Origin of the sequence: Pseudoalteromonas sp. APC 3495 (assembly GCF_030407645.1) — a bacterium.
Classification (GTDB): domain Bacteria; phylum Pseudomonadota; class Gammaproteobacteria; order Enterobacterales; family Alteromonadaceae; genus Pseudoalteromonas; species Pseudoalteromonas tetraodonis.
This window is the reverse complement of sequence record NZ_JASDDA010000056.1, coordinates 1-22,784: the sequence shown is the minus strand read 5'-3', so window position 1 is coordinate 22,784 and position 22,784 is coordinate 1. Positions and strand designations below refer to the sequence as shown.

Genomic DNA, 22,784 nt, shown 5'->3' with positions numbered 1-22,784 from the left:
TTTTGTCAACACTTAATTTTGTTAAACTTGAAAGTTTTCGAAACTAAGTTTTACTCGACTCACTGAGTAGCTCGTGCTTCGCTAAGCGTTGCTGTCTGCCGTCTCTGTGGGGTCGCATTATAGGGAGATCCGAAAACAGATCAACCCTTTTTTGAAGAAAACTTGAAATAAATGACTGTTCGCTGGATATTTAAACGATAGATACTAAAAACACAACATAACTATCAATTTATTAACAATAAACGCGGTATTTAAGCGTTTAACTGTGAGGTAGCCCTTAAATGTGTGAAAGAATGATCATCATGATCACCAATAGGAGAGTAACCTCTGCAGATCTTATATCTTTAGCTTGATCCGATGGAACATTAATCTCTGTACTTATACGATCTGCTAATGCTTTTATGGCTATAGTTGGATTTAATCACTCGACTATGAGAATTAACTCGCTTTAACTATTCGTGCGAGTTCTGCTAAATTTTAAACAAAATAAAGCCCCGCTTTTGCGAGGCTCTTACTTATGCTACACCGTATTGATCTCGGTATGCTTTTACTGCCGCTAAATGCTCATCCATGGTTCCTTGATTTTCAAGGTAACTGATTAGATCAGCCAATTTAACAATAGAAGTTACTTGAGTATTAAAGTCACGCTCTACTTCTTGTATAGCTGAAAGCTCAGCTTTACCTTTTTCTTGACGATCAAGTGCAATTAAAACACCACTTAAATCTGCGCCATTATCCGCAATAATTTCCATTGACTCGCGAATAGCTGTACCGGCGGTGATCACATCATCAACTAACATGATCTTACCTTTAAGCTCAGATCCAACTAAGCTACCACCTTCACCGTGTGCTTTTTTCTCTTTACGGTTAAAACAATAAGGTACATCTTTATTATAATGATCAGCTAACGCAACTGCGGTTGTTGTTGCAATTGGAATACCTTTATAAGCAGGACCAAATAGTACATCATATTCAATTGCTGCATCTTCAAGTGCCGCTGCATAAAAGCGACCTAAGCGAGCAAGATCACGACCGGTATTAAACAAACCTGCATTAAAAAAGTATGGGCTTGTACGGCCAGACTTTAAAGTAAACTCGCCAAACTTTAATACCTGCTTTTCTAAAGCAAACTCAATAAACTCTTTTTGATATTCTTTCATTGCCAGTTACCTATTTATGCTAGTGCTTGCTTTTGTACATCAATAATTTCACGAATTGAATGCTTAGCGAGTGTAAGTAGCTCATCAAGTTCGTCAAACGAGAAAGGTTCACCCTCAGCGGTTCCTTGTACCTCAATAATTTTACCGGTTTCAGTTAAAATTACATTCATGTCAGTTTCAGCGTCAGAATCTTCTAGGTATTCTAAATCGCTAATCGCTTGGCCTTTATATATACCAACAGAAATAGCCGCGATCATATGTTTAAGTGGGTTTGAGTTAATCATCCCTTTTGCACGCATGTAAGTAAGTGCATCAACGAGTGCGACACATGCACCACTAATTGATGCTGTACGTGTACCACCATCAGCTTGAATTACATCACAATCAATAGTAATTGTGTTTTCACCGAGTGCTTTTAGATCTATTGCTGCACGTAAAGAGCGAGCAATCAGACGCTGTATTTCCATTGTACGACCGCCTTGTTTACCTCGCGTTGCCTCACGACTGTTACGTGTGTGTGTTGCGCGCGGTAACATGCCATATTCTGCGTTTACCCAACCTTTACCTTGGCCTTTCATAAAGCGTGGCACGCCAGCTTCAACAGTCGCGGTACAAAGTACCTTAGTGTTACCAAACTCTACTAATACTGAGCCTTCAGCATGCAAAGTATAGTTACGTGTAAACGTAACCGGTCTAATTTGATTAGGTGTTCTTTCGCTTGGACGCATTGACGATCCCCTTAATTCTGAATTTGCCACATTATATGTGGATGTGAATACAGATGCCATGTTGATTTAGATTAAAGTGTGTTTAAAAAACACTCAGTAGGTTAAATTTTCTTTAGAGCTTAAGCAGTGTTACGGTATAATCATTACACTATTGTATTTAAAAATGTAGGAAATCATCCATGATCCACAGTATGACAGCTTATGCGCGTCGCGAAATTAAAGGCGAATGGGGCACTGGCACGTGGGAAGTTCGTTCAGTGAACCAACGTTACCTTGAAACATTTATTCGTGCACCAGAGCAATTTCGTGGCATGGAGCCCGTTATTCGCGAGCGTCTGCGTAAGCACTTACAGCGTGGTAAGGTAGAAGTTTTCTTAAAATTTGTCGCAAACCCTGCACATGTTGGTGAATTATCAATTAATCAGTCGCTGGCGGAGCAGTTAATTAATAGTGCTAAGTGGGTTCAGCAACAAAGCAGTGGTGACATTAACCCTGTGGATATTTTACGTTGGCCTGGTGTTATGGAAGCACAAGAAATTGATATGGATAGTGTAAATACAGCTCTTATTAGTGGTCTTGACCAAGTAATTGAAGACTTTAAATCTGCGCGTGGCGATGAAGGTGCAAACCTTGAAGAAATGATAACTACACGATTAACCGCCATTTTAGAGCAAGTTGATATTGTTGAAGCACATATGCCAGAAATTACTAAATGGCAACGTGAAAAGTTAGTACAAAAACTTGAAGATTTAACAACAAATATTGATGAGTCACGCCTTGAACAAGAACTGATTTACCTTGCACAAAAGCAAGATGTAGCAGAAGAACTTGATCGTTTAAAGTCACACGTTAAAGAAACACGCAAAATTTTGAATAAAGGTGGAGCTTGTGGTCGTCGTTTAGATTTTATGATGCAAGAGTTTAACCGTGAAGCAAACACGTTAGCATCTAAATCTATCAATAGTGACATCACCAACGCAGCTGTAGAGCTAAAAGTCCTGATTGAGCAAATGCGTGAGCAGATCCAAAACATAGAATAAGAAGTTTTCTAGTATAAATTAAGCCTAAAATAGCAATTTAACGTGATATTTTAGGCTTTTCCTTCCAAATATTTAAGCAAGCTTATAAAAAACGGTCCAAATTGACAGTCAAGTGGTGACCAAAGTGGTGACTTTTTCGATTTCATTTTGGTGTTTATCTCTTCATCTACTCACCACATTTTTTGATTAAATAAAGGTGAGCTTATGTCAATATTGGAACAACGAAACCGAGTAGATGAACTCGTCAAACTCGGTAACCCCACTTTTGAAAATTTCTATCCAAGCTTATATCTTGATGTTAAATCTCCGGGTAAAGCGAGTTGGATCATCAGGTATCAACTATACGGTAAACGAAGACAGTTTAAGATCGGTTCTTATGGTACTGATCATGAAGAGCTTCTCAACCTTGAAGGAGCCATAAAAGCCGCAATTGAATGTCGTAAAAAGCTCAATGATGGCATTGATCCTAAATTAGATATCGAGCGGCAAAAACAACCCAAGCTCATCACGTTTGATGACTGTGCACAAAAGTTTCTTGAGAAAAAGCGCAATAAGATCAAGACCACTTACATCTATGAACGCGTTTATAACAATGAAATTAAATCACACCTTGGCGCTATACGTATTGATCGTATTCATAGTTACGATATCGATAATGTCATCCAACGAGTATTAGATTCCGGGCGACCCTCTGTCGCCAATCAGGTTCTATTATTTATTAAACGCGTCTTTAAAATTGCTACAAAATATAAACTGATCACTTGTAATATTGCACAAGAGTTTTCACAGTCAGAAGATGCTGGAGGCGCAGACAAAAAGCGTCAACGATTTTTAGAAGAACATGAAATAGAAGATGCATTTTCTATTTTTCGTGAGCATCAACATAAGATCCCGACCGCCTCATATATTGCATTGGTCCTGCTGTTAATTTTAGGGACTCGTAAGATGGAACTGTTATCGGCTAAATGGCAACAAGTTGATTTAAAGCGCCAAACTTTCAAGCTACTGGATACCGCTACGAAGACTCAAGCTTCACTGATTGTGCCCATACCTGATTTAGCTGTATCTCTTTTTCAGGATCTCAAATTACTCAGCGGCAATTCCGAGTACCTATTTCCAAAACGGAAGGCCAGTAAAAAGCCGCATATTGCAAGTGACACCCTTAATGATGCTGTAGCCAGTTTGTTCGGAGTTGCCTATGGCAAAAGAAAACCGGGACCAAATTATATGGCAAATGTAGACGTTGAGCATTTTACTATTCACGACTTGAGACGAACTTTCCGCACTTTATTGTCAAAAATAGGAACAAGGAGAGAGGTAGCTGAGAAGTGTATGAATCATAGCCTTAAAGGTGTTGAACAAACTTATGATTGTTATGGTTTTTTTCCAGAACGTCAGGCTGCTTTGAATAACTTGGCGGAACGATTAATGCCATTGGTAAAATACAAACCATTACTGAGTTAAGCAACATCACTTTCTTAAGCATTAACTTGAACTGTCAGACTCGATTAACAAGACTCAATCAAGTCTGACAGTCGTATATGTGCCGTAGACAGACTTTGGCACTAACCCGTTTTTGCCCCAAAACAATTTAGAAATATGCCGGTAATTTCACAAAAATTCATTGTAATTCAATCTTGTTAAAATATTATGAGAACCATAACATTGGTAGAATATGGTATGGTTTTACTACACAAAATTGAAGATAGTGGTATGTAACCGCAATCAATAAAAGTTGGCCTTAATCAAGCTGTTAAATGTCAGGAAGGGAATTATGAGGAATATTGATTGGAATAGTATATTGCACAAGGTATTGGACTTCCTTTTTTCCTATATCAGACCATCACTCGCTAAGTTTGTCATAGGGCCAATATTAGTCACTGGTTTAGCTCTTCTAAGCCAACCTCTTTGGATTGAGTTGCTGAACTGGGTATTGGCAAGTCAGGATATGTTTCCGCAATGGAAAAAGCCAATAGCTACAGCAAATGCTGCTTGGGGATGGTCACTCATATTATTAAGCGTTGCTATTTACGGTTTTGAAACATTCTTTCAGTACAAAAAACTTGCACTAGAAAGCTCAAAAATTAGCGACGAGTTAGTTGAGGACGTTTCTGATGAAACATCTAAGAAAGTTACCGAGAAGCTTACGGAAGTTGGTTTTACAGCCCCTCATCTCCAAGATGCCAGCATAGAACAACAAATAAGTGAAATAAAAGAGTTTAGGTTTTTTGCAAATTACCCTAAAGAAGAAACTTGTAGGGAATTAGCTGGCAGCATACTAGACGGTGAATTTAAAGGCGCTAGTCCTTTACTAAAAGCCAAAGCGCTTGCACTATTGTCGAGATACATTTGCTTTGAAGAAATAGAGCTTAGCAAATCATACCTTAAAGAGTCTAAAAGGCTTACATGGACTGAAGAGACAGAGATTGCTGAAGCGTGTATAGCAGCCGTTGAAGGAAATGAAGCTGAAGCAATAGACAAATTATTAAATAAGCCAATGCCGTTAAATTATTCAGCAGTTTTTATGCTTAAACAAAGAAAGCAAAAAATTACTGATGCTATTCAATGGTTGTTTGATTCAGGGCTGACAATTCGATCATTAGACACTGATGGCCAACAATCGTTGCTAAATTCTCTTCTTCAAGCTGAACAGTGGGAAAAAGCTCTGGAGCAGGTAGATGAGTTAGGTGACTTAAATCAAATTGAATCTATCGGATTATCTTATGCAGTCGCAATGTCGCTGTTGACTAATTCAGTAAAAGTTCCTGAAATAAGACGTAATATTATCCTAGAAGTGCCGTTTGCCGCAGAGAAATACCCGCTCGCAGACGATGCAAAATCAGTTGAATTGAGACTAAAATCAGCGAAAATGTTTACGTATTGCTCTGCACTCATAGGTTGTGATGTTGGGAAAGATATAGCTGCGTTATCAAACCAATATTCACTCTGGCTCAGATTGAAAACTCCTGAAACTCAAGAAGATGCACAGAGGGAACTGCAATCCTTTTTTTCTGATTATTCTATTGATTCCCTAAAATATTTGCCATTGGCGTTTTCTTTTGGCTTAGATGTTGACTACGACAAGGTTGAGAAGGAAGTTGATAAGCTATCTATATTGTACGGTGAAACCAAGCGAGATCTAGGATTAGCCAGATTTATTTTGGCCCATAAGCAAAAGGGTTACACTGAAGCATTGGAATATATTCGGACTCACAGAACCCAAATTGAAAAAGGAGTTAACCCCAGCGCAGCAACAATGTTTGAAATTGAAGTTTTAGCTGGTTGTGGGCTTGTTGATGAAGCAGAAGTCTTGTTGGAAAGTGACAACTTAGTGCCTGAAGAACAAAAGCCGCTGCTTAAAAACATCATTGCTACACGTAGAGGCGAAGACCCTATTGCTCTGGCGATAGAGCAATATAAAGAGACCAGAAAAGTAAGTGATCTAGCCCAGCTTGTAACAATGCTCTCAGTTTCAGGAACAAAAGATGAGTTCTTATCGTATGCAAAAGAGCTATTCGAAAAGACTAAAACAGAAGCTGATGCAATAAATCTTGCGAACGCTTACTCAAAAAATGAAAAATTTATAGAATTGGACGAGTTTTTAGAAGGTAACAAGGAAATAGTTGATCGAAGTGAGCCTTTGAAACTTCACAAGGCGTGGTCATTGTTTAGAAGTGGAAATTTGAAAAGTGCTAGAGAGTTAACGGAAGAATTATCTAGAATCGGAAATGAACGGCTAGATGTCGAAACCTTAGACATTCATCTTAATATTTATAGCGGTAATTGGGATGCATTGGCGTCTGTTGTAGAGGCTCGATGGGAGAAAAAGGAAGAGCTAAGCAAAGCTAAGTTACTTCAAACTGCCAGCATAGCGAAAGCACAGTTACCAAATAGAGCCAAAGAAATTTTGGAGTTCGCTACCCAGAAATTTCCTGATGACCCAGAAGTTCTAGCTTCTGCCTATTTCACTGCCACTTTACTTGGTTGGGAAGATAATAAAAGTTCATCTGAGTGGTTAAACAGAGCAGCAGTTTTATCATCAGAAAATGGTGGGCCGATACATACAGGCTCCTTCGAAGATATGAAGGAAATGATGTATGCACAACGTGAGCAAAATGATCATGTATATAAAGCATATTTAAACAATGAGGCACCAATTTTCTTATTAGCTGATCTATTGCACAGAAGTCTTTCTGATTTTTATTTAATACAGCCTTTTGAAAATACAAAAAACAATAGCGTTCATAAGAAAAGTGCAATTGCAGCATTTCACAGCTTAAGAGAAGAAAAATTTATAGACGCAGAATCGATTACGGTGGATGTATCAAGTGTACTTACAATAGGCTACTTGGGACTTCTAGACCCTTTCTTCAAAGTATTTCCTAAAATTGTAATCTCTCATTCTTTGCTCATGTGGCTATATGAAGAAAAGCAAAAAGTGGCTTTCCATCAACCAAGTCAAGTTTCGAAAGCTAAAAACTTTGAAAGCTTGATATTAGATGACTGTATCCAAGTAGCCCCTACCCGCCTTATTGAAGACCCTAAGCTAGCATTGAGCGTTGGTGATGAACTCGCCATGTTGATAGAAACTGCGGTGAACGGGGAAACAGTAGAGCAACAATGTGTAGTTGTAAGCTCTTATCCTGCTTATCATGTAGGTAGCTTTAGGCAGGAGGAGGTTGACCTTTCTCCCCACTATAAAAACTTAGTTTCGTGTGTGACGTTGATTGGGAAGCTTAAAGAACTTTCTTTATTGACTGACACTGAGCATAGCGGTGCGGTTCAGTACTTAAAACAACAGCAACACGGTGAAACTTGGCCAGAGGAGCATGAACTCTCTGATTCAGCTTCAGTGTATTTAGACTCACTGTCTGTAACCTATCTAATGGCTCTAGGTGTTTTAGATAAGTTTAAGGATACGGGCATCAAATTGTACGTAGATTCAGAGGATCATAGGAGGTATAAGGCTCTGCGAAACTTTGATTCTACTATCCAAAAAGCGGACTCGGTTCTAGATAAGATTAAAGTAGCTTTTCACGCTGGGCTTGAGACTGGCCAAGTTACGTTGTCTGAAATGTTGGATGCATCCGAGCGGAAGGGACATCGTATTGAATCAACGCCAATAAGTGAGCTATTCCACAAAAAGTGTATTACTGGCGGAGTGTTGATTGATGATAGAACGATAAACCAGAACGCAAACATCCAAATAAGAGAGAAGACTGAACCAGTATTTACTACTTTGGATTTATTGGAAACTCTTCATTTAAAAGGGCAAATAAGTGCAGAAGATAAGTATGTTTATAGGGCAAAACTTAGGGAATCAGGGTTTGGTGTTATTTCAGCTAGTTCTGAAGAGGTGCAGTATCATTTGGATAAGTCCAATGTAAAAGATGGTGTTCTTCGTCCGGATAAAGAGCTTTTGTTGGTAAAGCAGCATTTATCTCTCTTAAAAGTAAGCGGCTTGATTAAGTTGCCTAGGGATGCTCATTGGCTAAATAACACTTTGAAACAGCTATCAGATATCCTGAAGAGGCAATGGAATGAAAACATTTCCATCGATGAACGCATAGCTAGGTCCAATTGGCTCTATGACCTGATTGACTTTAGATCTTGGGCACAGTGTCACGATATTAGAAATGAAGATGGCTTAGGTTATTTTGGTGAATCACTTCGAATAAACCTGTTGATAGTCTCGACTGAATTCGATGAGACTGATAGAAAAGTAGAGTACGAAAAGTGGCTAAATGATTATGTATTGCACCCATTAAAAAATGATGACTCAATTAGCTTTAATACTGTTGTGGCTTCATCAAAGAGGTTTATTAAAAATGCGGTAGAAACTGATCTAGGCCAGTTGGAGGATAAGCGCAATGGATAGAAACCATGAGGAAAAGGCATATATCGCAGCGCATTTACTTAGAGTGTATCCCGAACCTATAAGAGCCGAAATTTTAAAAGATACTGATTTTTGTAAAGATATTGATATTGTGTCAGATGCGACCATAACCTTTGGCAGCTCAGCAGCTTCTTTTTCTAGGGCTGTTATCATGGCAAGCGTACGTCAGGCATATGCTTCTAAAACTGGTTCGGCAATAGTTAAATGTGAACAAGATAATAATTGGGAAGTATGTGTAGATTCAGCTTTTTCGATATCGACAAAAATTACAGGAAAAGAAGAGGAATTTAATACAGATCTCTTTTGGGTATTAAACCCTGACAGTGATAAACGGATAGAGTTATTTAAGGAAGAGGCGGAAAAATATAGGTTACCAGTAGCTGATTCGGAAAGGTGGATATCCATTTTACGCGATGAATTAAGTGATGAAGATGCCGCCGAACTTATTGCAGATCTCAGACTTACACCTACTTACCTAGAGCAAGTCTTAGGGCATGAAGGACAAACACGCGTTAACAGAATTGAGACTCTGGTGCCTAGAAGCCTCAAGTACTATGAAAGACTTATTGGCATTTACTTTGACAGTAAAAATATCGTTGAATATTGCGAAAATGAATTGGTTGAGCATTTTCAAGATAAGGACACTAATTATTTAAATTTTATAGCTTGTGCTAACTCCTCGATATCAAGAGCCATTGCTAAAGAAAAGCTGGATGATGATTTGTTCAAGTCACTTATAGAGGATGCTATTAAGTGGCAAAACCCATTTATGTTAATTGGATGCATGGAAGTGGGGCTAGCCGACAAAGCTGGAGCTTTTGAACAAGAAATTAGTGCGGCTTTTGATTGCTTAATTTCACCAGAAACATATGAGCAAATAAAACTCATCAGTGCTCTATTTGTTTTTGTCGATGGAGAGTTATCCCGACTATCCATATTTAAAGAAAAGCCCTCTTTCTACAGGCGTTTTGCAGCTTTTGGTCAAGCTTCTTTAATTGCCAAAGTCGCCGTTGAATATGGCTTCCAGTTTAATGATGTACAGAAGTGGGCGATGGAACAAAGAGGACTTGTTTTTTACTGCCAAACATTTATTGATTTGAGGTGTGAACCAAGGTGGTTACCCGGACACATTTCAGCTCAACAGTTACAAGATGATCTAAATGGAAGGCTGATTGGCGCATTTAATACCTGCGACAACCAAATATTTTCTAACAAATTGCGGCAAATATTGGAGAAGGAAAAGCCTTTGCCTTTGAATGCTTTTTTCTCTGGCCCACTTGAAGGAAATATTGAACCTAACGTTATTCCAGATGATGTCAGGAAAAACTTGGAAGAAAAACTTGGTGGCACAGCTTCTTTAGAGGCTTTTACTGCATTAATAAATTTGACTCAGATTTGTAAAGTTGATTCTAAGTATGCAGAGCTTGCAACATCCTTACTGGAAAGTACACAGCATCAAATTGAAGGTGATGTGAATAAAGATATAATTTATCAATTATTAAATGGTTTGGCGATAGTAGCAGCTAATCTCAGAAGTAAGAAGCTTGCAGGATCAGTAATGATATTGAGTCGTGTCTATAGAGACTTTTTGGACATTAATGACTCTCCTGAGAACATCTTCGGTGTGGGGGTGGTGTCAGCAGCAGCCTTTGATGATAAAGATGAGTGGGCTGAGTTCATTGGGCAATGGGCTTTTGAGATTGTTTGCTTGGATCTAAATGACGGAGTAAAGGGGTCACTTCTCGCGATGCTGACAGAGTTGTGCGTTTTAGAACCATATCTATATTATACATGTTCACGGTCTATAGAGGTTTTGAGAGCTTCTTATTAAATCGTTTCTATCCATAGGCGAGTTGTCTGCTGACTCACCTTTGCCCCATTACGCGTTAACGTAAATACTCTAATGGCAGCTGTGGGGTGAACAAAGGACCTTGCTGTTAACCTCAAGGAAGCAAATCTATTCCAAACAGCTTCAGCAATAAAGAAAACAGCCAAAAGCAAATTACAGTTATTAATGAGCTGATGAGTAACGATAGCCAAAAACTGTAGCGCTGCATCAGCATGGGGAAAAGTAAAAACATGGGCAATGTGAGAAGTACATACCAAAAAGTGTACCAAGCATGATTGGCTATTTTCTCTGACGGCTGCTTTTCAACATATAACCAAATCATGGCTAAAATTGTGACTGTCGGTAAGGCCACTATGAGTGCGCCTAGTTTATCATTTCGTTTTGCTAGCTCCGATGCCGCGACAATGACCGTAGCGGTGATCAAATACTTAGTTATTAGCCAACCCATATAATACCCTTAAATCTAAAAACCGATTGCCTATCGGTTTTTGTTGTGGCAATATAGCCAGCGAATTAAATAGAGTAAAGTGTTATGCAATTAGGTGAACTAGAAAAATTAGTGCTTCAACATTTCTGGAATGTCAAAGAGGCGGATGCAAAGCAAGTACATAAAGTACTGGGGTTAGCTCGTGGTAATTCGTTAAATACTATCCAAAGTACGCTTGATAGGTTATTTAAAAAAGAATTACTTAAACGCACTAAACAAGGCCATGCGTATTGTTATTCAGCCAGAGTAGATCGTGAAGGCTTAATTGCTCAACTTATTTCAAATGTAACCAGTGACTTTGTTGATGATGGTGAAAATAGCTTAATTGCTGCGTTCAGTTCTGCTTCGGCACAGCTTAATGACGAACAACTCGATACATTAGAAAAAATGATCGAGAAACAACGCCAGCTAAGAAAGGAACGGGCTTAATTATGTTAGTTGGAGATATGGCAATCGTTCTAAATTTGCTCAGTGTTTCAGTGCTTGCATTTGTGATCGGTATTGCAACTGTTGCTGTCGTATCTCGTTTTGTGTTGTTCAGACTCAAACAAGTCAGTTTTAATAGTCAAAAGTTTATATTGTGGTCACTAGTGAGTGCACCTTGGTGGATAGCCTTTTCTTGTATTGGTTACTTTATGCCTTACTCGTTAGGGTTTGATAAAGTTTTTAACATAAGCTGGTTCGAAGATTTTGCCCATTGGCACCATATCGATATTTTTAGCTTTTCAAGTTGGCACGCGTTAACCTTACTTTTAGCACTAATCTATTTAGCTTGGCGCGTAACTAAGACTACCTTTGTTAGAACCAAACAGTCCATCGCATTATCGAGTTTACTAAGCTTTACTGATGCACAAGGTGCTAGGACGACTAATGGCAATCAATATTTATTGATGCCTGTTAAAGTGCCTGTTGCCTTTACTACAGGTTTTATATCTCCCAAGATATATGTATCAACCGGACTACAAACCCAAGTTAGCGATGAACAACTTAATATCATCGTTAATCATGAACTGGCCCATGTAACGGCAAGAGACCCGTTATTTAAAGTGCTTTTCACGGCACTTGCCAGCTTCTATCCGTCACGTATAAAACAAACCCTAATCGAGCAATATGTCTTAATGACGGAAAAGATGGCCGACAATGAGGTCACAAAAGAATACGACCACCTTGATATCGCACAGACATTAATTGATGTCGCTAGACTTCAAAAAGCACTTCCTACGGACTGCGATCAGGCGTCTGTTAGCTACTTCGGACATGATTACACGAGTCTTCGTGTTGAGGGTTTATTAAATCCAATTAATAAACCGTCACTTACTACTATCATCATTACTCTAGCATTATTGGCAACTATGCCAGTACTAGCGGCATCCACTGTCGATAGTTTTCATCACTTTATCGAAACTTTTTTCATCCATTAATTAAGGATATGGAATGAGATTTAATTTTTATAAAAGCAACGGAAAAAAACCGATCGGCAATCGGTTTTTGGCTGTTGGTCTAGTTTTAACAACGGGGGCTGGTTTAGTAACATCAACTCCCTTTTTGGCTAATGCGCAGTCCCAGCAGCAATTACAGTCATCACATCAGGTTATAAATTTAAGCAAGGCTGTGACCATGACTCTACAAAGTCATCCTGAGCTAAAAGCCTTGATAGCTCAAGAAGCTGTGTGGCAAGGTAATATCGAGCAAGCTGGCATTGGAGAGCGTCCTCAAATAGGTTTAATGATTGAAGATGCGTTAGGGACAGGTGAGCATAGCGCATTACAAAGTATGCAATCAACGCTCACATACTCTTGGTTGCTTCAACAAGATCAAATTGATGGCAGAGTTAATGCGGCAAAAAGCCAAGCAAATGCAGTAATAGTAGAGCAAAAAATAAAAGCCCTCGATTTATCTGCGATTGTTGCTAAACAGTTTGTTGAAATCTTGATAAAGCAAGAGCGCTTGAAACTCAATCAATTAGCGGTGTCTCAGGCACAGGAAGTGGTTGACGCTATTGCCAAAAGAGTAAAAGCGGGTAAAAGTTCCAATGTTGAAATGCGCTTGGCTCAAGCCGAGCTGGTTCGAAGAAATCTCGCTGTAGAAGATTTAGAGCACGAATTAAAAGCTAGTCATTATCAACTGTCATCCTTATGGGGCAAGCCTCAGGCTGAGCTTAAATTAACTGGGAATTTAATGCTTAAGCCGGAAATTCCCTCGGTAGAAAGCCAGCTAATCAAGCTTAAGCAAGTCCCACAAATACAGCAGTTTGTTAATGAACAACGTATCGCTCAGTCTCAAATGGAGCTTGCACGCATTGAAGCAAAACCTCAGTGGCAACTCACTGCGGGATTGAGACGATATGAAGCGACAAATGACTTTGGTTTAGTAGCGGGTATATCTATTCCTTGGGGGAATGACAATAGCAATGCAGGAACAATAGCGGCCTTACGCGCAAAACAAGATGTACTGGCAACTCAGCAACAAGCCTTAATGCAGAAACTGGATGCACAGCTATATGTGCTATTACAAGAAATGGCGCATTCCCACCATGTCATTGAAACGATTCAAGCTGAAATTATTCCCGTACTAGAAACCGCATTGACTGAAGCAAGTCAGGCATTTGATATCGGTAAGCTTAGCTACAACCAGTGGAGTGATATACGTAGAGAGCTGCTCAGCGCCCAAAATCAGTTACTTGATGCTTATCAATCTTTGCATTTACAACATATTGAAATTCAACGCCTAACTGGCGTGCCCGTTAGTGATAGCGAGTAAAACCATGAGTAAATTTATGAAAAATAAAAATATTCTGTCGTCATTGAGCTTGGCGATTATTATCTCATTCACAGGTGTCGTCGCACCTAATGCTATTGCAGCATCAACACCTGCGGCAGAGCAAGCTGAACCAGAGAAAGGTCCACACCGTGGGCGCATGTTACGAGATGGTGATTTTGCCATTGAACTCTCTATTTTTGAAACTGGTGTGCCACCAGAGTTTCGTGTTTGGGCGACAAATGATGGACAACCTATAGACCCAAAGAATGTCGATTTAAACGTAAAATTAATTCGCCTAGGCGATGGCACTGATGATATTAACTTCAATGCTCAAGGTGACTTTCTTCGCGGTGATATGGTGATTTATGAGCCTCACTCTTTTGTTGTTGCCATTGAAGCAACTTATCAGGGTAAAAAGTACAATTGGCGATATGACAACTTCGAGGGTCGCACCACAATTGAACAGGCAGTTGCCGATGCAATGGAAATCAACACTGAAATCGCAGGCCCTGCGACAATTCATCAAACCATACCCGCTTATGGAAAATTAAGTTTACCTGTGGACGCTAAGCGAAACATTGCTGCGCGTTTCGATGGTGAAATCACCAAATTACACGTCAATTACGGTGAAATTGTTAAAAAAGGGCAAACGCTATTCACAGTAGAAAGTAATGAAAGTCTTAAGCCCTACGTTATTAAAGCGCCCATTAACGGTGTTATTACCCAGTTATTCGCAAACGCGGGTGAGCAAACTAATGGTAAAACCTTACTCACCATTACCAATCTTAATCGCCATATTGCCAAATTAGCGGTTTATCCTTCGGATTATTCCAAGGTTAAACTGGAAACGCCAGTTACGTTAAACATTGAAGGTCATGAGGACCCCCTTGTAGGTGAGGTGTCATTTATTGAACCTAGCGTGAGAGATGATCAGGCAAGAATAGTTTGGGTCGAATTAGAAGGTCGTAACCTTGCCGAAGGCGGCTTCGTAAAAGCTGACATTGAAGTTGCAACCATTGATGTGCCACTGGCTGTAAAGCGTGTTGGCTTACAAGGTTTTAGAGACTTTACTGTTGTTTACGCCAAAGTGGGTGAGCAGTATGAAGTTCGTATGCTTGAGTTGGGCCGCACTGGAGGCGAATGGATTGAAGTATTAGGTGGCCTAAAAGCGGGAACCGAATACGTGACCAACAATAGCTACATCTTAAAAGCCGACATTGAAAAGTCTGGCGCATCACACGATCACTAGGAGTGTATAAATGTTGGAGTCAATTTTACGCTTTTCAATAAAGCGCAAATTCCTTGTCATGGTGATGGTGTTAGCTGTGTCAGGTTTGGGTATATGGAATTTTACCAAACTACCGATTGATGCAGTGCCTGATATCACCAATGTGCAGGTAATGATCAATACCGAAGCGGCTGGGTTTACGCCATTAGAAGTTGAGCAAAGGGTAACTTTTCCGTTAGAGACCGCATTGTCGGGTTTACCGGGGTTAACCTATACCCGCTCAGTTTCTCGTTATGGCCTATCTCAAGTGGTTGCAATATTCAGTGATGATACTGATGTCTATTTTGCCCGTCAGCTTGTTAATGAGCGTTTATCAGCGGCACGCGCTGAGTTACCGCTGGGCTTAGAGCCTCAACTTGGGCCAATTGCGACAGGTCTTGGTGAAATATTCATGTTCACTGTTGATGCTGAGCCTGATGCTACACATGCTGATGGCACGCCTATTACACCAACGGATTTACGAACCGTACATGACTGGACAATAAGACCACAGTTAATGCGGGTGCCGGGTGTAGTAGAAGTGAACCCGATAGGCGGATTTGAGCGTGAAATATTAGTCGCTTTCAAACCTGAAAAGTTACTTGCTTTTGGGCTGTCACAAGCCGATGTGGTTGATGCAATTTCGCAAAACAACCAAAACCAAGGTGCAGGCTTTATTGAGCAAAATGGCGCACAGTGGTTGTTAAGGCTGCCCGGTCAGGTTACTGATATGACTGCCATTGGTAATATTCCGCTTAAGTCGCTTGATGGTTCATCAATTTATATAAAAGACGTAGCCGATATTGAAAACGGCAAAGGGCTTAGAACTGGCGCTGCTACACAAAATGGTCGTGAAGTGGTGATGAGTACGGTATTTATGCTTATTGGCGAAAATAGCCGCACAGTAGCTCATGCCGTGGGAGAAAAGCTCAAGGAAATTAACGCCACTTTACCAGAAGGTATAGTCGCAACTGCTGTTTATGATCGCACTAAATTAGTAGATAAAACGCTACAAACGGTTCAGCTTAACCTGATCGAAGGGGCGATATTGGTTATCGTTGTACTCTTTGTGCTACTGGGTAATTTCAGGGCTGCATTTTTAACAGCCTTAGTGATCCCATTTGCCATGTTGATGACAGTAACAGGTATGGTACAAACTCGCGTGAGTGCTAACCTGATGAGTTTAGGCGCGTTAGATTTTGGTTTGTTAGTCGATGGTGCCATTATTATCGTGGAAAATTGTCTTCGCAGGCTAAGTCAAGCAGGAAACAAACCTCTGCCGCTAAAAGAACGCATGGAACTCGTGTTCGAAGCCACAAAGGAAGTCATACGTCCAGCGCTATTTGGCGTGTTTATTATCACCGCTGTTTACTTACCCATTTTTGCTCTTGAGGGTGTTGAAGGCAAAATGTTCCACCCGATGGCGATCACCGTGGTTATCGCGTTACTTAGCGCTATGGTGTTATCGGTTACCTTTGTACCCGCTATGGTTGCCTTGTTATTTAAAAAGCCTGTGAAAGAAAAACATAGCCCAATAATTCGTGGTGCTACTGTTCTTTACAAGCCTGCTTTAAACTGGGTTTTAAAAGCCCGTTGGTTCGTTGTTATAGCCGCAACAGTATTAGTGGGTTTCTCAGGTTATCAGGCAACTAAGTTAGGTAGTGAATTTGCGCCTAATTTGGATGAAGGTGATATTGCCATGCACGCGCTGCGAATTCCGGGTACGTCATTGTCTCAAGCAATCGCGCTTCAGGAATCTTTAGAAGATAAAATTAAACAAATGCCAGAAGTTGAACGCGTCTTTGCCAAAATAGGCACTGCCGACGTTGCAACTGATGCCGTTCCGCCAAGTGTCGCAGATAACTTCATTATCCTGAAACCTCGCGAGTTGTGGCCTGATCCAGATAAGACAAAAACTCAAGTTGTAGAAGAGTTAGCCGCGCTAGTAGAGCCAATTCCGGGGAACCGATATGAGTTTTTACAGCCAATACAAATGCGTTTTAACGAATTGTTAGCTGGGGTGAGAGCTGAACTTGCGATAAAAGTGTTTGGTGATGACTTTGATACGTTGACTACGTTAGGCAGTGAGATAGAGGGTGCAATCTCTCAGGTTGAAGGTGCCGTAGATATACAAGTTGAGCAAACCACTGGTTTACCCATGCTTAATCTTGTGCCAAATCGTGAAAAACTGATGCAGTTTGGTATTAGTATTAGCCAAGTACAGTCTCAAGTGGCAATGGCTATGGGCGGTACAGTTGCAGGTAAGTTTTATCAAGGCGATGTGCGCTCAGATATTGTAGTAAGGCTCACAGAGTCCAAACGTAATGATATCGATTCAATACCTTATTTACCGATAACGTTGGCTGATGGACATACAGTACCACTTAAAGAATTGGTTGATATTGAGCTGATATCGGGTGCTAACCAAATAAATCGTGAAAATGGTAAACGTAGATTGGTAGTAACTGCCAATGTTCGTGGTAGGGACTTAGGTAGTTTTGTTGCAGACATACAAGCAGCCATTAATGAAAACGTTGAAGTACCTGCTGGTTATTGGGTGGAATATGGCGGCACTTACCAAAAACTGCAATCCGCTTCAGAGCGCCTGAGTATTGTTGTACCTGTCACTTTAATCATGATTGTTGGTTTATTAATCCTCGCCCTTAACTCGTTTAAAGATGCCATGATCATCTTTACGGGGGTTCCGCTTGCATTAACTGGTGGTATTGCTGCGCTGTTACTACGTGATATTCCGTTCTCAATTTCGGCAGCGGTTGGCTTTATCGCCTTATCGGGCATCGCCATCCTAAATGGACTGGTTATGGTGTCGTTTATCAGAGAACTGCGCAAAGATGGTTTGGCACTTGATAAAGCAATCTTTGATGGTGCGCTGACGCGTCTTCGACCTGTGTTAACAACCGCACTCGTTGCTTCATTAGGTTTTATTCCTATGGCGTTAAATACAGGCATAGGCTCGGAGGTTCAGCGGCCTCTGGCAACAGTAGTCATTGGTGGCATTATTTCGTCAACGATTTTGACTCTGTTTGTCATCCCTGCCTTATACAGAATTTTACATAAAGAAAAGGAGTCTATTTTGACTGATGTTGAAGTATTGGAGTCTCAAGATGCCAAGTAACATGATTAAAGTACTGACTTATCTGACGATTGCGCTGTTAGCGCTTGTCAGTATCGAAGCTTTTGCTCACGGAGTCGATGATAAAACCAGAGCATTTTTAGAGCAAAATAATGGAGTACAGTTTATCCCGTTTTTATATATAGGCGCTAAGCATATGATAACGGGCTATGACCACTTGCTGTTTTTAGTCGGTGTTATCTTCTTTTTATATCGTAGCCGTGACGTACTGTTGTACGTCACCATGTTTACTATTGGGCATAGTACAACCCTGTTATTTGGTGTGTTAAGTGACATACAGGTCAATGCTTATTTAATTGATGCCATTATCGGTTTTTCCGTAATTTATAAGGGCTTCGATAATCTAGGTGGCTTTAAGCTTTGCTTTAATTGGCAGCCTAATACCCAATGGGCGGTGCTGATTTTCGGTCTGTTTCATGGCTTTGGTTTAGCTACCAAATTACAAGAGTTTAGCCTAGCTGATGAAGGTCTTATTACCAACCTGATTGCCTTTAACTTAGGTGTTGAACTTGGTCAATTTGCTGCGCTCGCACTTATTTTGATCATGATAAATGCATGGCGAAAACTGCCTTCATTTCAACGCTTTTCGACAGTCACAAATACCGCACTAATGAGTGCTGGTGTGATGTTGATGGGCTTACAACTTGCTGGTTACTTTACCATTTAATCGATTTTTAACTTATAGAAATACAGAAATAAAAGAGAATTTTATGCAACATACAGTTAGTACCAAAACACTCGTTAAAGCGAGTATTTCAGCAGTCGTTGTCGCGGCTATTGCACTGGTTACCTTTATCTTACCAGCAGAGTACAACATCGATCCGACAGGTATTGGAAACAAGTTAGGTTTAACAGCACTTGCACAAGCGGCTGAAGTGGAAACAACGTCATTAGAGACAACTAAAGGCACGGATGAGTTTCAAACAATAGAAGTGACAGTCCCTGCGGGACGCGGCATCGAATATAAATTTTATATGAAGCAGCATGAAAAAATGACTTATGAATGGTTAACCGATGGTGTTCCATTGTACTTCGATTTACATGGTGAGCCAGAAGGTGACACAACGGGATATTTTGAAAGCTATGTTATTGCTACTACTAATGAAATGAAAGGTAGTTATACCACGCCATTTGAAGGCTCTCATGGCTGGTACTGGAAAAACAAATCAGACAAGCCAGTTTCAATACAGCTAATGGTCAAAGGGCAATACGAAGTTATTGGCCTTAAACAATAACGAATTTAACTTTACGAATTTCATACAAAATGGAGACTAAAATGAACAAACTAATATCAATCGTTGCGCTTTGTGGTGCCTTGCTAACTAGTAATGTACAGGCACATGGAGATCATGGTGTCATCAGCGGTCAGAAAGCTGTTAGCATCGCTGCAACACATATTCAAAAGATGACATTTAAAGACGCTGGTTTTGAAGTTGGTAAGTTAGATGAGTCATGGAAAAATATTGATAAGTCGCAACTTTCGATTGCTAGCGTTGAAGACAATTTCTACGTAGTTAGTGCATCTAATGCTAGCAACGAAGATAAGCTTTACTTCCAAATTGCAAAAAATGGTCAAGTTATAGCGGTTAAAAATAAAAACAACTTTTAACAAAATAAGAAGGCACCTTTTGATACATGAGGTGCCTTTGTTTTTGTACCAAGTCCGCTTTTGGCACAGAGCCACTGGTCGGCTCTAACTCATTTCTGTCCAAAAACGATTTTGTCTGATCATCAGCTTCACGACCTAAGCCCACTTTCTCAACAGTGCCAAAAGCAGATTTTGGACATCACAGCCTCTTGTTATGCGTTTTATTCTTTTGGAATCATTTTTAAAGCATCATCTCGGTAATCTTGTACAACACCACCTAAAAATGAACTACTTTGAGTCGCAAAAGAGGTTACATTGCCCAAAGCTTGTTTCTCGATTCGCTTTTTAGCCGCATATGTCGGTTTGACTCGTTTATGAACATCAAACCACCACTTATTACTGTGTTTCTTAATTATCTTATTTTTAATACGATTATATCGTTCTTTGCTATCAAAGCCGTCATACATCACCAAAACACTAGCCCAGATCATTTTTCGATGAATGCTCAGGGGCTTGTAATCGCGAGCAGCTAATTCAGTGCGAACATCAGGGTGAAGTAACAATGTCCCATCTAATACTTTTCTCTCAATCCACTTCGGCTCTGCCAGATCATAGATTTTAGATTTATCATCTTTAGAAAGTGCTTTAGTTATGACACCCCATCTCTCAAGGTCATCTGTAGCAATTAGGTCTTCTATTAATACTGGATACTCTTGTGACAATTTTTCGAGCACCTCATAATAACTCATACTCCAATCCTTAAATGCGTATTACGATTCGTTAAGCGACAAGAAACACTTGGCTAAAATGTTCGAGGAACAAGTGCGAGCCAACTGTTCCACGAACGTTTAAACGACCAGTTATAAAAAGGACTTATTGAGTTAAACCATGATTCAAATAGTCTTGGTTAAAATCAGAAAAGACTTGAAGTGTTCTATTTGTAGGGTGTGGATAAAATACAGGAGTAAGTCCATTATCCTTACAAAACTTCAAAACCTCATTCCCCATAAGTTCAATCGTTTTCTTTTCCTGTTGTTCAGAGATTTTTGCTCTGCGCCAGTGATTGAAATATATCCTATCTTCAAAATTTGAAACCGCTTTACCAACGATTCTAGCGTACTGTATCGGAGTGACTTCTGTGAAATTTACATGAGGTAACTGGTTATCTAGAAATTCGTAGAAATGGATAGGATCAAACACTCCATGATTACGACAAGCGGCTAGCTGTTCAACTGCATCGCGGTGATTGATGTAACCGTTTGCATGATTTCCATTTAAAGAGCAAGTAAAACCCAAGTTATGGTCAACGAATGCAAAAAGAAATTTCTTTTGTGTTCTTGAGTAAGCCGTTTCAATTGCACAATTGTGATATTGAATAGTAAAAAACGCTACATCTACTACTTGAGCAATCATTCTTTGTTCAAAAGCAGAAATATTATTGAAAAGCATATTAAGTCCTTTTAACTAATTTGCTTAATTATAAAGTGGGGTGAATCAACCAGAAATTCAAGCGGCTAAAATGGTTAATCACATAAAGTATATTATGTAGATAAGTTAGTAACAGTCGAGATAAATGTCCGTTCCTCGCTCAAATTAGCCTGTCAGATAAAGTCCTGTCCCCTATATCATTGTAGTTACGCTACTCAGTTTGCAACACAATACTCACAAGCTTCAGATTGTATTCTTACTATTCGCTCATCGAAGTAGTCGTAATACGAAGCTCTGTTCTGAGCAAACTTTAATAATCTCTCTAACTGTTTTGGCTCGCAAGATTTAATTTCTGTGTCTTCGAGTTTAAATTCAGGAAACGATTGCTTATAGAAATAAAGTAAGCCTTGTGCTCTCGCTATTTGGTCATTTGATGTTAGTTTTGTAGCTGCTTTTAATTTCTCTAAGTCTGCATGATTAATATTGAAATAATATGGTCGCTTACCGTTAATAAACTTCGTTTCTTTTTTCTTCACTACTCGGACGCCAAACCCTTTCTCTAATAGTGCTTTTATTGTGCTTGCAGGCTGAGGTTTTGATATTTTTGTGTAATTAAATACCACTTCAAAATATTTCTCTACTGGCTCTAAAATACCATTAAGAACCAATTTTTCTTCAGCTAACCAATTAACAAAACTCACTGCGTCATGGCTGGTCCACTCTGGTGTGTCAGATTCGAGTAATCCTGTTATCTTCGCCAGTTTTCCTAACACCAACTTTTTGTAAGCCAGCTCTATTTCTTTAAATTCTATATTGCTTTTTATCAGCTCAATATTAGAGATATGCTGGCGCCCTTGACCAAAGCTGTCAAACGCTAATGCTTCTTCAATAAGCATCGGATGACTATGAAGTTGGTAGTGATTTATAAGCTCATAAGTGTAGATTAGCTGCTCTTGTTCTTCCGTATTCCAATGAGAATTAGATAACAGCTTCAAGTACTTATGTTCAGAAACAGGTTCTTCCAAGTTAATTAAAAGATATTGTTCAGATAACGCTGCTTCAGCATTTGATAGCCTTTTTTTTGCAAGCTCTTTATGTTCCTCAAAGTTACTTCCATAAGTAATTTCACAGCCCAAATGCTCTAACATTAAAAGTGTGTTGGCACAGTAATTTTTAGTCATAAGTCTTTGCTGACGAACTCGCTGAACAATAACGTCAACGTACAAAATATTTTGAAGTTCTTCCTTTTCAGCTGAGCTATTCCTATAGAGTTCCTCTTTGATTAGTTCATTTTTTATTGCTTGATGACTAACGGAAAAATCTACTGGAATATTTGGTTTGTAAAACGAGTGTAGTGGTACAGTGATTTTGGCCACCCATTAAGAAAGAAATGTTATGCTAATAAGCATACAAATTTGGGTGAAAAA

At 39.6% G+C, this 22,784-nt stretch carries 19 protein-coding genes; 12 read left to right on the top strand and 7 right to left on the bottom strand.

Going from position 1 to position 22,784, the window contains the following annotated elements:
* Window positions 1-277 precede the first annotated feature (277 nt).
* The 3 genes from QL984_RS18490 to rph all read right to left on the bottom strand — a co-directional run bounded on the left by QL984_RS18490 (window position 278) and on the right by rph (window position 1,888).
* On the bottom strand, window positions 278-403 hold the full coding sequence (locus tag QL984_RS18490) for a hypothetical protein (protein WP_356946137.1): 126 nt from the start codon (window positions 401-403) through the stop codon (window positions 278-280).
* 112 nt (window positions 404-515) lie between these two features.
* Complete coding sequence (gene pyrE / locus QL984_RS16545; RefSeq protein ID WP_128583659.1) at window positions 516-1,160, bottom strand: orotate phosphoribosyltransferase; 645 nt, start codon at window positions 1,158-1,160, stop codon at window positions 516-518.
* Between the two features lie 14 nt (window positions 1,161-1,174).
* Complete coding sequence (gene rph, locus QL984_RS16540) at window positions 1,175-1,888, bottom strand: ribonuclease PH (protein WP_008111261.1); 714 nt, start codon at window positions 1,886-1,888, stop codon at window positions 1,175-1,177.
* Window positions 1,889-2,067: 179 nt separating this feature from the next.
* Here rph and QL984_RS16535 point away from each other — a divergent pair, with 179 nt between their 5' ends.
* The 4 genes from QL984_RS16535 (at window position 2,068) to QL984_RS16520 (ending at window position 10,655) form a co-directional block, all read left to right on the top strand.
* Window positions 2,068-2,928 (top strand): YicC/YloC family endoribonuclease, encoded by an 861-nt coding sequence (locus QL984_RS16535; RefSeq protein ID WP_128583660.1) that lies wholly within the window; start codon window positions 2,068-2,070, stop codon window positions 2,926-2,928.
* 204 nt (window positions 2,929-3,132) lie between these two features.
* Window positions 3,133-4,392, top strand: a complete 1,260-nt coding sequence (locus tag QL984_RS16530) for a site-specific integrase (RefSeq protein ID WP_138764752.1) — start codon at window positions 3,133-3,135, stop codon at window positions 4,390-4,392.
* A gap of 310 nt (window positions 4,393-4,702) precedes the next feature.
* On the top strand, window positions 4,703-8,806 hold the full coding sequence (locus QL984_RS16525) for a hypothetical protein (protein ID WP_138764751.1): 4,104 nt from the start codon (window positions 4,703-4,705) through the stop codon (window positions 8,804-8,806).
* A complete protein-coding gene (locus QL984_RS16520) occupies window positions 8,799-10,655 on the top strand; it encodes a hypothetical protein (RefSeq protein ID WP_138764750.1) in 1,857 nt (618 codons plus the stop codon). Before QL984_RS16525 ends, QL984_RS16520 begins: the two co-directional genes overlap by 8 nt.
* Window positions 10,656-10,767: 112 nt before the next feature.
* On the opposite strand, the gene QL984_RS16515 is transcribed toward QL984_RS16520, so the two are convergent.
* Window positions 10,768-11,121 carry a DUF3147 family protein gene (locus QL984_RS16515; protein WP_130051661.1) on the bottom strand — a complete coding sequence of 118 codons (354 nt, stop codon included), beginning with the start codon at window positions 11,119-11,121 and terminating at the stop codon, window positions 10,768-10,770.
* Window positions 11,122-11,205: 84 nt separating this feature from the next.
* Between QL984_RS16515 and QL984_RS16510 the strand changes: the two genes are divergently transcribed.
* From QL984_RS16510 to QL984_RS16475, 8 genes are read left to right on the top strand one after another with little or no spacing between them, the layout of a single operon-like run.
* Window positions 11,206-11,589, top strand: a complete 384-nt coding sequence (locus QL984_RS16510; protein ID WP_028834938.1) for a BlaI/MecI/CopY family transcriptional regulator — start codon at window positions 11,206-11,208, stop codon at window positions 11,587-11,589.
* A gap of 2 nt (window positions 11,590-11,591) precedes the next feature.
* Window positions 11,592-12,581, top strand: coding sequence for a M56 family metallopeptidase (locus QL984_RS16505; protein WP_126873597.1), 990 nt, complete (start codon window positions 11,592-11,594; stop codon window positions 12,579-12,581).
* A 13-nt stretch (window positions 12,582-12,594) separates the two neighbouring features.
* Window positions 12,595-13,920 (top strand): TolC family protein, encoded by a 1,326-nt coding sequence (locus QL984_RS16500; protein ID WP_126873595.1) that lies wholly within the window; start codon window positions 12,595-12,597, stop codon window positions 13,918-13,920.
* 16 nt (window positions 13,921-13,936) lie between these two features.
* Window positions 13,937-15,169, top strand: coding sequence for an HlyD family efflux transporter periplasmic adaptor subunit (locus QL984_RS16495; protein ID WP_126873594.1), 1,233 nt, complete (start codon window positions 13,937-13,939; stop codon window positions 15,167-15,169).
* Between the two features lie 10 nt (window positions 15,170-15,179).
* Window positions 15,180-18,323: a CusA/CzcA family heavy metal efflux RND transporter gene (locus QL984_RS16490; protein WP_126873592.1), complete on the top strand. Its 3,144-nt coding sequence runs from the start codon at window positions 15,180-15,182 to the stop codon at window positions 18,321-18,323.
* Entirely contained in the window at window positions 18,313-19,008 is a 696-nt protein-coding gene (locus tag QL984_RS16485; protein ID WP_126873610.1) for a HupE/UreJ family protein, read from the top strand. The genes QL984_RS16490 and QL984_RS16485 overlap by 11 nt, the downstream gene beginning before the upstream one ends.
* Window positions 19,009-19,051: 43 nt before the next feature.
* On the top strand, window positions 19,052-19,576 hold the full coding sequence (locus QL984_RS16480) for a hypothetical protein (RefSeq protein WP_126873590.1): 525 nt from the start codon (window positions 19,052-19,054) through the stop codon (window positions 19,574-19,576).
* A gap of 41 nt (window positions 19,577-19,617) precedes the next feature.
* On the top strand, window positions 19,618-19,950 hold the full coding sequence (locus QL984_RS16475) for a DUF6488 family protein (RefSeq protein ID WP_126873588.1): 333 nt from the start codon (window positions 19,618-19,620) through the stop codon (window positions 19,948-19,950).
* Between the two features lie 200 nt (window positions 19,951-20,150).
* On the opposite strand, the gene QL984_RS16470 is transcribed toward QL984_RS16475, so the two are convergent.
* The 3 genes from QL984_RS16470 to QL984_RS16460 form a co-directional block, all read right to left on the bottom strand.
* Window positions 20,151-20,678, bottom strand: a complete 528-nt coding sequence (locus QL984_RS16470; protein ID WP_138764224.1) for a hypothetical protein — start codon at window positions 20,676-20,678, stop codon at window positions 20,151-20,153.
* A gap of 124 nt (window positions 20,679-20,802) precedes the next feature.
* On the bottom strand, window positions 20,803-21,378 hold the full coding sequence (locus QL984_RS16465; protein ID WP_138764223.1) for a hypothetical protein: 576 nt from the start codon (window positions 21,376-21,378) through the stop codon (window positions 20,803-20,805).
* Between the two features lie 194 nt (window positions 21,379-21,572).
* On the bottom strand, window positions 21,573-22,733 hold the full coding sequence (locus tag QL984_RS16460) for a hypothetical protein (RefSeq protein ID WP_290172979.1): 1,161 nt from the start codon (window positions 22,731-22,733) through the stop codon (window positions 21,573-21,575).
* Between the last annotated feature and the right edge of the window lie 51 nt (window positions 22,734-22,784).